The 14,148-nt window shown below is 63.0% G+C and carries 14 protein-coding genes and 1 other RNA gene; 11 read left to right on the top strand and 4 right to left on the bottom strand.

The window, feature by feature from the left end; genetic code table 11:
• The 7 genes from AC1D1P_RS04240 to AC1D1P_RS04210 form a co-directional block, all read left to right on the top strand.
• The coding region (locus tag AC1D1P_RS04240) for a DUF4178 domain-containing protein (protein ID WP_477672181.1) at window positions 1-1,445 on the top strand (1,445 nt) is incomplete at its 5' end.
• 48 nt (window positions 1,446-1,493) lie between these two features.
• Window positions 1,494-1,715, top strand: coding sequence for a DUF350 domain-containing protein (locus AC1D1P_RS04235; protein ID WP_007871890.1), 222 nt, complete (start codon window positions 1,494-1,496; stop codon window positions 1,713-1,715).
• 53 nt (window positions 1,716-1,768) lie between these two features.
• A non-coding RNA gene (locus AC1D1P_RS04230) (sX9 sRNA) lies at window positions 1,769-1,844 on the top strand.
• Window positions 1,845-1,906: 62 nt separating this feature from the next.
• Entirely contained in the window at window positions 1,907-3,457 is a 1,551-nt protein-coding gene (locus AC1D1P_RS04225) for a polyamine aminopropyltransferase (RefSeq protein ID WP_477672180.1), read from the top strand.
• Entirely contained in the window at window positions 3,436-5,070 is a 1,635-nt protein-coding gene (locus AC1D1P_RS04220; protein ID WP_477670480.1) for an FAD-dependent oxidoreductase, read from the top strand. Before AC1D1P_RS04225 ends, AC1D1P_RS04220 begins: the two co-directional genes overlap by 22 nt.
• Before the next feature lie 94 nt (window positions 5,071-5,164).
• Window positions 5,165-6,244: a hypothetical protein gene (locus tag AC1D1P_RS04215; protein ID WP_477670481.1), complete on the top strand. Its 1,080-nt coding sequence runs from the start codon at window positions 5,165-5,167 to the stop codon at window positions 6,242-6,244.
• A 55-nt stretch (window positions 6,245-6,299) separates the two neighbouring features.
• Entirely contained in the window at window positions 6,300-6,761 is a 462-nt protein-coding gene (locus tag AC1D1P_RS04210; protein WP_477672179.1) for a hypothetical protein, read from the top strand.
• A 25-nt stretch (window positions 6,762-6,786) separates the two neighbouring features.
• Here the strand turns inward: AC1D1P_RS04210 and AC1D1P_RS04205 are convergent, their stop codons facing one another.
• Window positions 6,787-8,190 carry an aminopeptidase P N-terminal domain-containing protein gene (locus AC1D1P_RS04205; protein ID WP_477672178.1) on the bottom strand — a complete coding sequence of 468 codons (1,404 nt, stop codon included), beginning with the start codon at window positions 8,188-8,190 and terminating at the stop codon, window positions 6,787-6,789.
• A gap of 12 nt (window positions 8,191-8,202) precedes the next feature.
• Window positions 8,203-8,967, bottom strand: a complete 765-nt coding sequence (locus tag AC1D1P_RS04200) for a nucleotidyltransferase family protein (protein WP_477672177.1) — start codon at window positions 8,965-8,967, stop codon at window positions 8,203-8,205.
• Between the two features lie 31 nt (window positions 8,968-8,998).
• Between AC1D1P_RS04200 and AC1D1P_RS04195 the strand changes: the two genes are divergently transcribed.
• Window positions 8,999-9,814, top strand: a complete 816-nt coding sequence (locus AC1D1P_RS04195) for a nucleotidyltransferase domain-containing protein (protein WP_477672176.1) — start codon at window positions 8,999-9,001, stop codon at window positions 9,812-9,814.
• Window positions 9,815-9,820: 6 nt separating this feature from the next.
• On the opposite strand, the gene speD is transcribed toward AC1D1P_RS04195, so the two are convergent.
• Entirely contained in the window at window positions 9,821-10,198 is a 378-nt protein-coding gene (speD, locus tag AC1D1P_RS04190; RefSeq protein WP_477672175.1) for an adenosylmethionine decarboxylase, read from the bottom strand.
• 133 nt (window positions 10,199-10,331) lie between these two features.
• Between speD and tkt the strand changes: the two genes are divergently transcribed.
• The 3 genes from tkt (at window position 10,332) to AC1D1P_RS04175 (ending at window position 13,763) form a co-directional block, all read left to right on the top strand.
• Complete coding sequence (gene tkt / locus AC1D1P_RS04185) at window positions 10,332-12,374, top strand: transketolase (RefSeq protein WP_477672174.1); 2,043 nt, start codon at window positions 10,332-10,334, stop codon at window positions 12,372-12,374.
• A gap of 64 nt (window positions 12,375-12,438) precedes the next feature.
• Window positions 12,439-13,437, top strand: coding sequence for a type I glyceraldehyde-3-phosphate dehydrogenase (gene gap, locus AC1D1P_RS04180; protein WP_457281959.1), 999 nt, complete (start codon window positions 12,439-12,441; stop codon window positions 13,435-13,437).
• 89 nt (window positions 13,438-13,526) lie between these two features.
• Entirely contained in the window at window positions 13,527-13,763 is a 237-nt protein-coding gene (locus AC1D1P_RS04175) for a hypothetical protein (RefSeq protein ID WP_477667081.1), read from the top strand.
• An 8-nt stretch (window positions 13,764-13,771) separates the two neighbouring features.
• Here the strand turns inward: AC1D1P_RS04175 and AC1D1P_RS04170 are convergent.
• A partial coding sequence (locus AC1D1P_RS04170) for a hypothetical protein (protein WP_477672173.1) occupies window positions 13,772-14,148 on the bottom strand: 377 nt, incomplete at its 5' end.

Raw genomic sequence — 14,148 nt, 5'->3', positions numbered from 1 at the left:
GCGCGCAGTCCACCCATGCGGTGTGCGGCTACTGCCAGAGCACTGTCGTGCGCGATGGTGACACACTATCGCGCATCGGCAAGATGGCCGAACTGTTCAACGATTTCAGTCCCCTGCAGCTGCAGGCCTCCGGGGTCTGGCAGGGCCGCAACTTCACGCTGGTCGGCCGGCTGCAATACAAGTACGCCCAGGGAACCTGGACCGAGTGGTATGCCATTCTGGATGACGGCAGCGCGGCCTTCCTGAGCGAGGACAACGGCGCGTATGTGTTCAGCCGGCCCACCAGCCTGCAGCGCGCCGTACCGCCCGCAGAAAACTTTCGCATCGGCGCCACCACGGCGATCAATGCCAAGCCATTCAGTGTGGCCTCCAACGAGAGCGTTGTGCTGCTGTCGGCACAGGGCGAGCTGCCGCGCCTGCCAGCGCTGGGCATGCCTTTTGCTGTGGTCGAACTGCGCAGCACGGATGGCGATGTGCTCAGTGTTGACTACGGCACGGCATCTGGTGGCGGCGCGCCGGCACTCTCGCTGGGCCGTTCGGTGCTGCTTGACGAGCTGAAGCTGGCTGGCCTGAAGGACGAGTCTGCCAAGGAAGAAAGCGGCAGGCAGTTCAGCTGCCCCAACTGCGGAGCGACGGTGGCGGTTACGCTGGCTGCCAGCAAAAGCATCACCTGCAGTTCCTGCAACAGCCTCATCGACCTGAGCCAGGGCACAGGCGCCGCGCTTCAGCATGCGATCCAGGACGAACCGGTTGCCCCGCTGATCACGCTGGGAAGCACGGGCCAGTTGCTGGGCACGCAATGGCAGGTCGTTGGGTTCCAGCACCGCATGGGGTACGAGCCCGACGACCCGGACGAGCACTTCGGCTGGGATGAATACCTGCTCTACAACCGCAAGCGCGGCTTTACCTTTCTGGTGGACGCCACCGACGGCTGGAGCGTGGTCAAGCCCCTGACCGGCGCGCCCACCTTCAAGACGGGTGGCGACAGCGCCACCTACCTCAAGACCACCTACCGCCTGCAAAGCAGCTACCGCGCCGAGACCACGTATGCCGCCGGCGAGTTCTACTGGCAGGTTCAGCGCGGGCAAAAAACCTTTAACCGCGATTTCGCCAGCGGCAGCGCGCTGCTGTCCCAGGAAGAGGCGCCGAACGAAGTCACCTGGTCCAGCGGCAGCAAGCTGGACGGCGGCCTGGTGGCCAGGGCCTTCAAGCTTGAAGGCAAGAAAGACCTCTTCAAGCGCGCGGATGCCAAGCCCCTGAGCAGTGCGTCGGGCATGGGTTGCGGCACCATTGTTGTGGTGGTTCTGGTGATACTGGTGGTTCTGTTGCTGGTCACGCGCTGCTCGCGCTGCGACCCGAATGTCGAGAACTGTTCTTCGTCCAGCAGCTCGCGCAGTTCAGGCGGCTCATTCGGTGGATTTTCCGGCGGAGGCGGCCATAAATGAAGCCGGCCCCTTTCTATTCAACCTGGCAGATTTTTTCTGGAGAACATCATGGGACTTGAATGGCTTAAACCCGCCGCTTTCCTCGGCTCGATTTTGTTCGCGCTGATCGGCGTGATCATCTTCTGGCTGAGCTTTGTCATCATTGACAAAATGACGCCGTACGACCTGTGGCTGGAGATTGTCGAGAAGCAGAACGTGGCGCTGGCGCTGGTGGTTGCCGCGATGGCGCTGGGCATCTGCGTAATAGTAGCCGCCGCCATCCACGGGTAGTTCCCGGCTACTGCGCGAACTGGGGGCGGCGTTGGCCGGTGCTCGGAATCCTCATGTACCCGCAGGTACATTCCGGTTCCTGCGCGCCGTCCGCCTTGCCCGCAGCTCGCTCGCTACGCCCTTGACGCCGTCGTGATACCGGCTCGCTTCGCATCGCAGTTCTGCATATCCCATCCATCGGCACCCTCGTTTTGAACACTAAACCCCCCTCCACCGTTGCCACACCGCGCCCTCTTGAGGTCGCGCTGCTGGCCAGCGTCTTTGTGGTCGCGGCGTGCGGGCTGGTGTATGAGCTGGCGGCAGGGGCTTTGGCTTCTTATCTGCTGGGCGATTCGGTGCTGCAGTTTTCCACCATCATCGGTAGCTATCTGTTTGCCATGGGTATTGGGTCCTGGTTGTCGCGGTTTTTCGAGCGGCAATTGCCGGCCCATTTTTTGCGCATTGAGTTGATGGTGGCGCTGGTGGGCGGTGCGCTGCCGGCCACGCTGTTTCTGGCGAATGCCTATGTGCCCGGCGCCTTTCGCTTTCTACTTTACGCTCTGGTGCTGCTGGTCGGCACGCTGGTGGGGCTGGAGATTCCGCTGGTTATGCGCATCCTGCGGCGCAACGTGGCGCTCAAGGAGCTGGTGTCGCAGGTGCTCACCTTCGACTACCTGGGCGCATTGGCCGTGTCGCTGGCTTTTCCGCTGGTGCTGGTGCCGCATCTGGGCCTGATACGCACCGGCCTGCTGTTTGGCCTCATGAACGCGGCTGTCGCGGTGTGGGCGCTGTGGCTGTTCCGCCATGAGCTGCGGCACGTCAAGTCGCATGCCCTGGCTTGCCTGGGTGTCTTGTGCGCACTGGGCGCCGGCTTTGCGGGTGCGAACCAGATCACCACACTGGCCGAAGACCATTTCTACCAGGACCGTGTCATCTTCACCGCCACCACGCCTTACCAGCGCATCGTGGTGACGAACGGCCGCGCCGGCCACCGCCTGTTCCTCAACGGCAACCTGCAGTTCGCCGAGCGCGACGAATACCGTTATCACGAAGCGCTGGTGCACCCGGTGATGAGCGCGCACGGTGCGCCGAAAAAAGTCGCGGTGCTGGGCGGCGGCGACGGCATGGCGGTGCGCGAAGTCCTGAAATACCCGAGTGTGGAAAGCGTCACACTGGTAGAGCTGGACCCGGCCATGACGCAGCTGTTCAGCCAGCAGCCCGCCTTGAAGCGCCTGAACGGCGATGCGCTGCTGTCGCCCAAGGTGCGCATCGTGAATGCCGACGCCTTCCAGTGGCTGGACAAAAACGCCGGCATGTTCGACATCATCATCGTGGACTTCCCCGACCCGACCAATTTTTCCATCGGCAAGCTCTACACCAACTCGTTTTATGCGCTGCTCGACCAGCACCTTTCGGCCAGCGGCTATGCGGTCATCCAGACCACGTCTCCCCTGGTGGCGCGGCGCAGCTACTGGACGGTGGTGAGCACGCTGGAATCCGTCGGGCTCAAGGCCGCCCCCTATCACGCCAATGTGCCCAGTTTTGGCGAATGGGGTTTTGTGGTCGCCAGCCGACGGCCTTTCAGCCCCACGACGCAAAGCGGCGCCTTGCCCGCCGGCCTGCGTTTTCTGGACCCGCAGACCYTGCCCTTGCTGTTTGATTTCCCTGTGGACATGGCACGCGTGCCGGCGCCCGTSAACCGGCTCTCCAGCCAGGAACTGGTGCACAGTTACGAGCAGGAATGGGGCAAGGTGCTGCATTGAAGCGCCGGGATTTCCTGGCCGCCTCYGCACTYCCGCTGCTGGGCTGCAAGGAGGCCACGCATGTCGAAGGCGGTTTTGTGGGTGCGAACCATGAGCGCGGCCATCTGCTTCGGCCTGACGAGACCGGCAGAGCCCGTGCCTGGCCGGCCCCTTCCGTCACCCGGCGCACCCGCGTACTAATTGCCGGCGGCGGTGTCGCCGGCCTGGCGGCGGCGCGTGCGCTGCGCCTGCGCGGCATGCAGGACTTCGCGCTGCTGGAGCTGGAAGACCAGGCCGGTGGCAACAGCCGCGCAGGCGTGGTCAATGGCGTGCCTTGCCCGCTGGGCGCGCACTACCTGCCGGTGCCCGGGGATGCGGCGCGTGATGTGCAGGATTTGCTCGAAGAACTTTCACTGCGCCAGCGCGTGGCCGGCCGCTGGGTGTATGACGAACGCCATTTGTGCCACAGCCCGCAGGAGCGGCTGTTCATCAATGGCCAGTGGCAGGAAGGGCTGCTGCCCCTGCAGGATGCCGGTGCTGCCGTGCTGGCCGAGTACCGGCGCTTTGCGGTGCTGGTGCAGCAGACCTCGTCTGCAGCCGCATTCCCGATTCCTGTTGCCGGAGTGCCCTTGGCACCGCAACACCGCGCGCTGGATGCCGTGACGTTCAAGGCATGGCTGGACCAGCAGCAACTCACCAGTACGCCACTGCGCTGGTACCTCGACTATTGCTGCCGCGACGATTACGGCGCGGGCCTGGACACGGTATCGGCCTGGGCCGGCATCCATTACTTCGCCAGCCGGCATGGTTTTCAAGCGCCCGGCGACGCAGCTTCTGCGGAGCGCGAAGCGGGTGTGCTCACCTGGCCCGAGGGCAACGGCTGGCTTACCCGCCAATTGGCTGCACCACTCGGTGAACGCCTGTACGCCGGCCGCACCGTGGTTCGCGTGGCTGCGGGCCGTCATGGTGTAGAGGTCGATGCCTTCAATGCGGCGACCCAGACCGTCGAGCGCTGGCAGGCTGAGCAATGCATCCTGGCGATGCCGCTGTTTGTGGCGGCGCGTGTGGTGGAAAGCCCGCCGCCCGCATTGCGCGAAGCCGCCGGCCAGCTGCGTTACGCACCCTGGCTGGTGGCCAACCTGCACATCAAGGCCGCGCTGCACGACCGGCCCGGTGCCGCACCCAGCTGGGACAACGTCATCTACGGCGGGGACGCAGCAGGCAGCGTTGCGCAGGCAGGCCTGGGTTACGTCGACGCCATGCACCAGAGCCTGCAGGCCGTGCCCGGCGCCACGGTGCTCACGTATTACCGCGCCTTTGGCATTGAACCGGCGGGCCGCAAAGCCTTGTACGAGAAGCCCTGGACGCACTGGCGTGACAGCGTGCTGGCCGAGCTGTCGGCGCCGCATCCTGATCTGCCCGGCAAGGTCACGCGCATGGAAATCATGCGTTATGGCCATGCGATGAGCACGCCGGTGCCGGGTGTGCGCAACAGTGCGGCTTTGCGGGCGCTGCAAGGGCGTTTGCAGGCGCCTTGGCAGCGGCTGCATTTTGCGCACAGTGATTTATCGGGGTATTCGGTGTTTGAGGAGGCTTTTACGCAGGGGCATCACAGAGGGACTTCACTGGCCTGACCGCGTGTCGGCCAGATGGATGGAGGCCCTTGGACCGGATGGCAACTTGGCTTAGCATGAGAGCCAGCCAGGCGTGACCCGGTGGGAGGTATGGATGGAATTCGACCAGATGTTTGAAACCCTGGCCGCCTTGCCGGCCGCGGAGCAACGGCAGTGGGCGCTGGCCGTGCTGGGCGTTCTCGCCACCATGGCGCTGGTGCTCCTTGTTGAGCGCCGCTACTTCAAAAGAAGCCAGAGAACCGGCAGTTGGATCGCGTTGAGGCTGGCATCGGCGTTGTTGGCGCCGCTCACCTTTGCCGCCGTGGTGGTTCCGGCCCGGTCTGTATCGGGCATGGAAGCCCTTGCTGTTTTTTATGTAGCCCTTTTCACTGCCGTGCCGCTTTTATGGTTTGGCGGCCATCTGCTGGTGGGCCGCGGCTTGCGGCCCGCCTTGACGACCAGCGAATGCATGGTGCTCGCCATTGTGGGCATCGGCATCCTGGCGATTCCCGCCACCGCATTCATGGCCGCGCAATTTCCGATGGAAGATGCGGCGCGGCGCCTGGCAACCCAGCGGCAGAAAGCACCTGGCTCCACGCCGCTTGCGCATACGGCCGGCCCTCTCCGGCGTTTTACGGTGCCGGGGGCCGGCGAGGTTTACGCGCAGTCGTTGACCGCCCCGGTCGGCATCCGGCTGGAGCGGGTCGATGACAGACGCAACGGGCCCTGGTACGACACGCGGGGCACCACGCATCCGGTGTTCTGCAGACAGGGCGAGGATTTGCACTTGATGTGGTCAGCGAGCGAGCCGGCGCCGCAATTGCGCCTGCACTGGGTGCAAGCAGACGGCCGGCGTGTGAAGGGAGAGTTTTTTGCGGACCCTCGGACGGCGTCCGCAGACACCCCTGAGTTTTCAATCGCTTTTCGTCCCGACGGGTTTGACCCGGTGGCGCCGATTCCCCGCGTGCGCGCCTACCTGGGCATTCTTCAGCGGGATGGCACGATGTACACCAATATGCTCAATCCGTTGCAACCGGGGGAGACGTCGCAGAACGACTGCCTGATGCAGGGCTACCGTCGTGTGGGGTGGCCGGACGAGGGAGTGGTGCAGAAGGTCAGTATCACGTTTCAGTTGCCGATGGGCGCGCTACCCTTGCGGGGAGAACTTGTGCGGCCAGCCGTTGAGGCTAAGTAGGCAGGCCGGATAATCTCGTTGCGCCATGGCAAATGGCTAATCCAGAAGGAAACTCATGCCGGACTTTGTGGTTTACCGGGCAAGGCCCATGTCTTTGTTGTCGTGCGGTGTACTGGCAACGCTGCTTGCATCCTGTGCGGTCAACAAACAGGCGGCCGATACAGTGGTGCTGACGGGGCGCGTGGAAAAGGTCTATGACCCCTGCACCCAATCCCTGACCAATAACTTCACGGCCAATGTTGAGCAGCCACCCGGCATAGCGGCCATCGGCAGGGCAATGGAGCCTCTGCTCAAGCCAATCGACAAGGCCTTGGCACCGCGAGAGTGTCTTTTCTTGATACGCCAGACCAATACCGAGCAGCTCTTTTTTCGGACCAGTCAGAATTTTGCCGTTGGCAGTTGTGTGAAGGTCTACCTGACGGCCGAAAAAATGCGTGCCTGGAAAAGCATCAATCCCTTGATGACCAACACGTTGGTGGAACCAGGTTCGGCGATAGAGGCAAGCGATTGCCCCTGAGCGAAACGCTATTCCCAAAGCGCTCTTACCCCTTCATCAACGCCTCAATCTCATCCCCATCCACCGGCACACCCCGCGTCATCAGCTCACAGCCCTTGGCGGTCACCAGCGCATCGTCCTCAATCCGGATGCCGATGTTCCAGAACTCCTTGGGCACGTTCTTGCCGGGGCGTACATAAATACCGGGCTCGATGGTCAGCACCATGCCGGGCCGCAGGATGCGTGAGGGCTTGCGCATCACGGTCTGGCCCAGGGCGTCTTTTTCCTCGCGCGGCTTGCTGCCGGGCTCGGTGTAGTCGCCGCAGTCATGCACGTCCATGCCCATCCAGTGGCCCGTGCGGTGCATGTAAAACTGGCGGTAGGCGCCGGACTCGAGCACGTCGTCGACCTTGCCGTGCTTCTTTTTGTCGAGTAGGCCGGTGTCCAGCATGCCTTCCACCAGTACACGCGTCGCAGCATCGTGCGGATCTAAAAAGCGTTTGCCGGGCTTTGTCACTTTCACCGCGGCGACCTGCGCGGCCAGCACGATGTCGTACAGCGTGCGCTGGGCCGGCGTGAACTTGCCGTCTGCCGGGAAGGTGCGGGTGATGTCGCTGGCGTAGCCGTCCAGTTCGCAGCCGGCGTCGATCAGGCACAGCTGGCCGGGTTTGAGTTCCGTATCGCCGGCGCGGTAATGCAGGATGCAGGCGTTGGCGCCGGCCGCGACGATGCTGCCGTAAGCCGGAAACTGCGAACCATGGCGGCGGAACTCGTGCAGCAGTTCAGCTTCGAGGTGGTATTCACGCAGGCCGCCCTTCAGTTTCCCGTTGGCACCGTTGCGCAGCATCGCTGCCGAGGTCTGCATGGCGCGTACGTGGGCACCGGCTGAAATCTTGCCGGCGCGCTTGAGGATGGCGACTTCATGGCTGTCTTTGACCAGCCGCATTTCGTCGAGCAGCTTGCACAAATCGTGCTGGCTTTGCGGGCACTCGGCGCCGTAACGCACGCGGGCGCGCACCTTGTTCAACCAGCCGTCCACTTGGGTTTCCAGGCCCTTGTGTGTGGCAAATGGAAACCACACGGCGCTCTGGTTGCTCAGCAGCCCAGGCATTTTTTCTTCCAGCGCTTCCACACTGAAGGCGGCGTCCACACCCAGCGCGGCGGGCGCGGCCTTGGGGCCCAGGCGAATGCCGTCCCAGATCTCACGCTCCAGGTCCTTGGGCCGGCRAAACAGCGTGGTCTTGCCGCTGGCCTCAATCACCAGCCAGCTGTCGGGTTCGCTGAAGCCGGTCAGGTAATAAAAATAGCTGTCGTGGCGGTAGGGAAAGTCGCTGTCGCGGTTGCGCGGGTATTCGGGCGCGGTGGGCAGCAGGGCGATGCCGCCGCCGGCCGCCTTCAGGGCGCGGGCAATGGCAGCGCGGCGTTTTTCGTAGATCGTGGTGGTGCTCATATGCGTTCCGCTTCAGTTTGTGGTGGTTTGATTCAGCTCGTGCAGCCGCGCCGGTGTGCCGACATCGGTCCAGGCGCCTTCATACAGCTCGGCGCTCACGGCCTGATTGTCCATCGCCGTACGCAAAAGCGGTGCCAGCGGGGCTTTCAGGCCCTGGGGGTTGCCGAAGGGCAGGCTGTCGAACAACTCGCGCCGGTACAGGCCGATGGTGCTGTAGGTGAATTTGGGCTGCGGGTTGTCCTTGGGCAGGTTCAACGCCAGGCCGTCGGGGCTGAGGCCAAAGTCGCCTTTCGGGTTGTGTGCGGGGTTGGGCACCAGCCAGAGGTGGGCCAGCGTGTTGCCGGCGGCAAACCGGGCAACGGCGGCTTGGGTGAACTCAAAGCCGGGCACAAACACATCACCCGCCAGCACCCAGAAAATGTCACCCAGCAGCGGCAACGCACGCGCAATGCCTCCGGCGGTTTCCAGTGCGCCGCCAAAATCCACGCCTTCGTGTGAGTATGAAATTGATAGCTGCTTGCGCCCGTCCTTATTGGGCTGTAGCCCGAAATGGCTTGAAGAAAGCGCCGAAAAATGGGCCGGAACCTGTTCACCCAGCCAGGCCGTGTTGATGACCAGGCCGGTAAAACCACCGCGCACCAGCGCAGTAACCTGCCAGTCAATCAGCGGCTTGCCGCGCACCGGCAGCAGGGGCTTGGGCGTGGTGTCGGTCAGCGGGCGCATGCGCTCGCCGCGGCCGGCGGCCATGATCATGGCTTTGATGGGTGCAGAGGGCATGACGGCAGTTTAACGGGGCCGCTCATGCAGAATGGATGAACCAAAATTCGAAAGCCTGCCGATGATTCCTCCCGAGATCCACGCTGAAATCATGAGCCGCCTCGCGGCCACCGAACGGGAGCACGGTGTGCGCATCCTGATGGCGATCGAGTCCGGCAGCCGGGCCTGGGGCTTTGCGTCGCCGAACAGTGATTTCGACGTGCGCTTTATTTACGCGCGGCCGGCCGACGACTACCTCTCGCTTGATCTTGAGGACCGCCGTGACGTCATCGAGTACCCCATCGTCGACGACATCGACCTCAACGGTTGGGACCTGCGTAAAGCGCTGCGCCTGTTCTGGAAGTCGAATCCGGAATTTGTCGAGTGGATCCAGTCGCCGATCAAATATATGGAAAACGGTCCCTTTGCCGAAGAGGCGAGGCGGCTGTTGCCCCTGGTCTACTCGTGCGAGCGGGGCATACACCATTACCGCAGTTCGGCCAAGGGCAACTACCGCGAACACCTGCAGGGTGAGATGGTGCGGCTCAAGAAGTATTTTTATGTGCTGCGGCCGCTGCTCGCGGTGCGCTGGCTCGAGCGCTACGGCACAGCCGCGCCTATCGAGTTCGCCAGCCTGCTGCACCTGATCGAGGGTGAGACGGACCTGCTCGCCGACATCGACGAAATGCTGGAGAAAAAACGCGGCGCGCCTGAATTGGGCCTGTCGGCGCCTTTCCCGCGAGTCAATGCCTTTATTGAGGTTGAGCTTGCCAGGCTGGATGCGGCGATCCCGGAACGCGATGATCTTCGGCCCGTGCTGCCGACCCTCAACGCGCTCTTTTTGACGACCGTGCGCGAGAAGTGGTGAGCCGGCCTACTGCGTATCTCCCCGGTCCAGCGACCGCTGCTCGGTCCATTCCGGATTAAAGCGCCGCACCAGCGCGTCCATCAGGCCGCGCGCCCTGGCGGAGTGGTCGCCGCCGAAGTTGCACACATAGACGTCCAGCGTTACTGCTTTTTGCTCAGGCCAGGTGTGCACGCACACATGCGACTCGGCCAGCAGCACGGTAGCCGTGATGCCCCCGGGGCCGTGCACGGTGTCTGGAAAAGTGTGAAACAGCTGGTTAACGGCCTGCAGGCCGGCCGCCCGCACAGCCTGCACGCACCAGTCGCCCAGCCGGGTGGCGTCGGTCAGCCAGGCCGGGTCGCAGCGGCATTTGTAAAGGTCGGCGGTCAGGTGAAGGCCTTGCATGCCCCTGACTTTAGTGCATGGCGGGGTGCTGTCCAGCCAAATCGGGTTCAAACCCCCGCCAAACCGGCGGGCAGGGCCCAAACGGTAAAATACCGGGTTACCCCTGATCTTTCCCCCTCCCGGAGCTGCCTACATGGCCAATACGCAAATGATGGCGAATGCGATACGCGCACTCGCAATGGACGCCGTTCAACAAGCCAATTCCGGACATCCCGGCGCCCCCATGGGCATGGCCGACATGGCAGTCGCCCTCTGGGGCAGCCACCTCAAGCACAGCCCGCACAACCCCAACTGGTTCGACCGCGACCGTTTTGTGCTGTCCAACGGCCACGGCTCCATGCTGATTTATGCCGTGTTGCACCTCACCGGCTACAAGCTGCCCATCGGCGAACTCAAGAACTTCCGTCAGCTCCACAGCAAAACCCCCGGCCACCCCGAATACGGTTACACCCCCGGCGTTGAAACCACCACCGGCCCGCTGGGCCAGGGCCTGACCAATGCGGTCGGCATGGCGCTGGCTGAAAAGCTGCTCGCCAAAGAGTTCAATCGCGAAGGCCACACCGTCGTCGACCACAACACCTATGTGTTCATGGGCGACGGCTGCCTGATGGAAGGCATCAGCCACGAAGCGGCCGCGCTCGCCGGTGCGTGGAAGCTCAACAAGCTGGTCGCGCTGTATGACGACAACGGCATCTCCATCGACGGCCAGGTCGCGCCCTGGTTCATCGACAACACCGCCGTGCGTTTTGCCGCCTACGGCTGGAACGTGCTGGGCCCCATCGACGGCCACGACGCCGAGCTGGTCTCGCAGGCCATCGAAGGCGCGAAGAAGTCCAACGACAAGCCCACGCTGATCATCTGCAAGACGCATATCGGCAAAGGTTCGCCCAACCGCGCCAACACCGCCAAGGCCCACGGCGAGCCGCTGGGCGCCGAAGAAATCAAGCTCACGCGCGAAGCCCTCAACTGGCCTTACGCACCGTTTGAAGTGCCGAAAGAAACCTACGACGCCTGGGACGCCAAGGCCAAGGGCCTGTCTCTTGAGGCCGCCTGGGACGCGAAATTCGCTGCCTACAAGGCCGCGCACCCCGCACTGGCCGCCGAGCTGGCCCGCCGTATGAAGGGCGACCTGCCCAAGAGCTTCTCGCAACTGGCTGTCGACACTGTCATCGGCGCACACACCAAGGCCGAAACCGTGGCCTCGCGCAAGGCTTCGCAGCTCGCACTCGAAGCCTTCACCGCCGGCCTGCCAGAGTTGCTGGGCGGCTCGGCCGATTTGACCGGCTCCAACCTCACCAACACCAAGTCCACGCCCAACCTGCGCTTTGACATGAACGGCGAAGTCGTGCTGACGGCCAATGCCGAAGGCGTGAGCGCCGGTGGCCGCCACATCAACTACGGCGTGCGCGAATTCGGCATGGCCGCCATCATGAACGGCATTGCGCTGCACGGTGGCTTCATTCCCTACGGCGGCACCTTCCTGACCTTCAGCGACTACAGCCGCAACGCCATCCGCATGGCCGCGCTGATGAAGATCCGCGTCATCCACGTCTTCACGCACGACTCCATCGGCCTCGGTGAAGACGGCCCGACGCACCAGTCCATCGAGCACGCCGCGAGCCTGCGTTTGATTCCCAACCTCGACGTCTGGCGTCCGGGCGACACGGCTGAAACGGCTGTTGCCTGGGCCGTCGCGCTCGAGAACAAGAACAAGCCGACGGCGCTGCTGCTGAGCCGCCAGAACCTGCCTTACGCACCGAAGAACGACCTCGGTGAAATCAGCAAGGGCGCTTATGTGCTGGCCGAGCCCGCCGAAGTGGGCCTGAACAAGAAGGCCCAGGCCGTCATCATCGCCACGGGTTCTGAAGTGCAACTCGCGCTCAAGGCGCAAGAGCTGCTCGCCGCTCACAAGATCGCTGTGCGCGTGGTTTCCATGCCCAGCACCACGACCTTTGACAAACAGAAAACGGCGTACAAATCCGAAGTGCTGCCCGAAGGCATCCCCCGCATCGCGGTGGAAATGGGCGTGACGGACGGCTGGTGGAAATACGGCTGTGCCGCCGTGGTGGGCATCGACAGCTACGGTGAATCGGCGCCCGCGCCAGTGCTGTTCAAGCACTTTGGCTTTACCGCCGAGAACGTGGCCGACACCGTGCGCAAGGTGCTGCGCAAGTAAACACGCGGATAACGGACACGGCCGCCCAATTCAACAAGATTTCAACTTCCAGGAGCAACAGCAGATGACTATCAAACTTGGCATTAATGGTTTTGGCCGTATCGGCCGCAACGTGTTTCGCTCGGCCATCAAAAGCTTTGGCGACATTGAAATCGTCGGCATCAATGATTTGCTCGAGCCTGAGTACCTGGCCTACATGCTGAAGTACGACTCGGTGCACGGCCGCTTCGAAGGCGACGTGTCCGTTGAAGGCAACACGCTGATCGTCAACGGCAAGAAGATCCGCCTGACGCAGGAACGTGACCCCGCCAACCTCAAGTGGGGCGATATCGGCGCCACCGTGGTGCTGGAGTCCACGGGCCTCTTCCTCGACAAGGCTTCCGGTGAGAAGCACCTGGCCGCCGGCGCGAAGAAGGTCATCTTCTCGGCACCGTCGAAAGACGACACCCCGATGTTCGTTTTCGGCGTCAACGACAAGACCTACAAGGGCGAGGCCATCATTTCCAACGCCAGCTGCACCACCAACTGCCTGGCGCCTATCGCCAAGGTGCTGAACGACAAGTGGGGCATCAAGCGCGGCCTGATGACGACCGTGCACGCGGCCACTGCCACGCAGAAAACCGTGGACGGCCCGTCGAACAAAGACTGGCGCGGCGGCCGCGGCATCCTGGAAAACATCATTCCCTCCAGCACCGGCGCTGCCAAGGCTGTGGGCGTGGTGATCCCCGAGCTCAACAAGAAGCTGACCGGCATGTCCTTCCGCGTGCCCACCTCCGACGTGTCGGTGGTTGACCTGACCTGCGAGCTCAACAAGGAAGCCACGCTCAAGGAAATCTGCGCCGAAATGAAAGCGCAAAGCGAAGGCGCACTCAAGGGCATCCTGGGCTACACCGAAGACAAGGTCGTTGCCACCGACTTCCGCGGCGAGACCTGCACCAGCGTGTTTGACGCCGATGCGTCCATCGCGCTCGACGGCACCTTCATCAAGGTCGTCGCCTGGTACGACAACGAATGGGGCTACTCCAACAAGTGCCTCGAAATGGTCCGCGTGGTGGCGAAGTAATTCACTTCAACATCGCCAATAAAAAAGCGCCTCCGGGCGCTTTTTTATTGTCAGTGCAATACTCGGCGACCAGTCGCCCTGAAAGGTTCATGCTGATGCCCCTGACGTTCAAAAAACTCAACGAACAAGTGGTGAGTGTTCATCTGAGCAGCGGCGAGCTGGTGGGCCAGCTCAAACTGATTGGCGGCGTGTGGAAGTTCAAGGCCATTGGCTACACCGCAGACGGCCATGTAGTGCCCGGCGGTGGGCCGCTGACGGATCGCCACAACATGACTTTCGCCGCGCTGGACGAGGTGGTGGTCAATGCGGGGCTGATGCCTCCCTGAGTGGCAGGTCAATCAGGCAAGTGCAGGCCGGGCCGTTCATCGTCCCAGGCCATCGCGCTCATCTTCCAGCCTTCAGGCGTTTTGACGAACTGCGTCGAGATCATGCCGCGCGCCTCGAATGCCTCGCCGTTCATCGTGCCGGCCTTGCCGTAAGCGCTGTAGCGATGGGCAATGTTGCCGAAGATTTGTGTGGTTTCYGACAGCTCCCATTCCCTGAAGCGCGTCAGTGCACCGCTGTCCACCAGAGCCTGCCGCGGCGCGATGAATTCGCGCACGCTGGAAATCTCGGGTGCGGTTCCTGTGTTCTTGATCAGGAGGCCTGCGTCGATGAAGAGCGCGTGAATGTCATCGTACGACGGCACGCTGCCCGGCTCAAACGAGACGG

Source organism: Polaromonas sp. P1_E1_2 (genome assembly GCF_056406035.1).
This window is presented reverse-complemented; position numbering and strand designations above follow the sequence as displayed.

Bases quoted from the DNA above. Each gene is read 5' to 3' on its own strand.
- AC1D1P_RS04235 (WP_007871890.1), top strand. From the start codon at position 1,494: ATGGGACTTGAATGGCTTAAACCCGCCGCTTTCCTCGGCTCGATTTTG.
- AC1D1P_RS04215 (WP_477670481.1), top strand. From the start codon at position 5,165: ATGGAATTCGACCAGATGTTTGAAACCCTGGCCGCCTTGCCGGCCGCG.
- AC1D1P_RS04210 (WP_477672179.1), top strand. From the start codon at position 6,300: ATGCCGGACTTTGTGGTTTACCGGGCAAGGCCCATGTCTTTGTTGTCG.
- AC1D1P_RS04200 (WP_477672177.1), bottom strand. From the start codon at position 8,967: ATGCCCTCTGCACCCATCAAAGCCATGATCATGGCCGCCGGCCGCGGC.
- AC1D1P_RS04195 (WP_477672176.1), top strand. From the start codon at position 8,999: ATGGATGAACCAAAATTCGAAAGCCTGCCGATGATTCCTCCCGAGATC.
- speD (WP_477672175.1), bottom strand. From the start codon at position 10,198: ATGCAAGGCCTTCACCTGACCGCCGACCTTTACAAATGCCGCTGCGAC.
- tkt (WP_477672174.1), top strand. From the start codon at position 10,332: ATGGCCAATACGCAAATGATGGCGAATGCGATACGCGCACTCGCAATG.
- gap (WP_457281959.1), top strand. From the start codon at position 12,439: ATGACTATCAAACTTGGCATTAATGGTTTTGGCCGTATCGGCCGCAAC.
- AC1D1P_RS04175 (WP_477667081.1), top strand. From the start codon at position 13,527: ATGCTGATGCCCCTGACGTTCAAAAAACTCAACGAACAAGTGGTGAGT.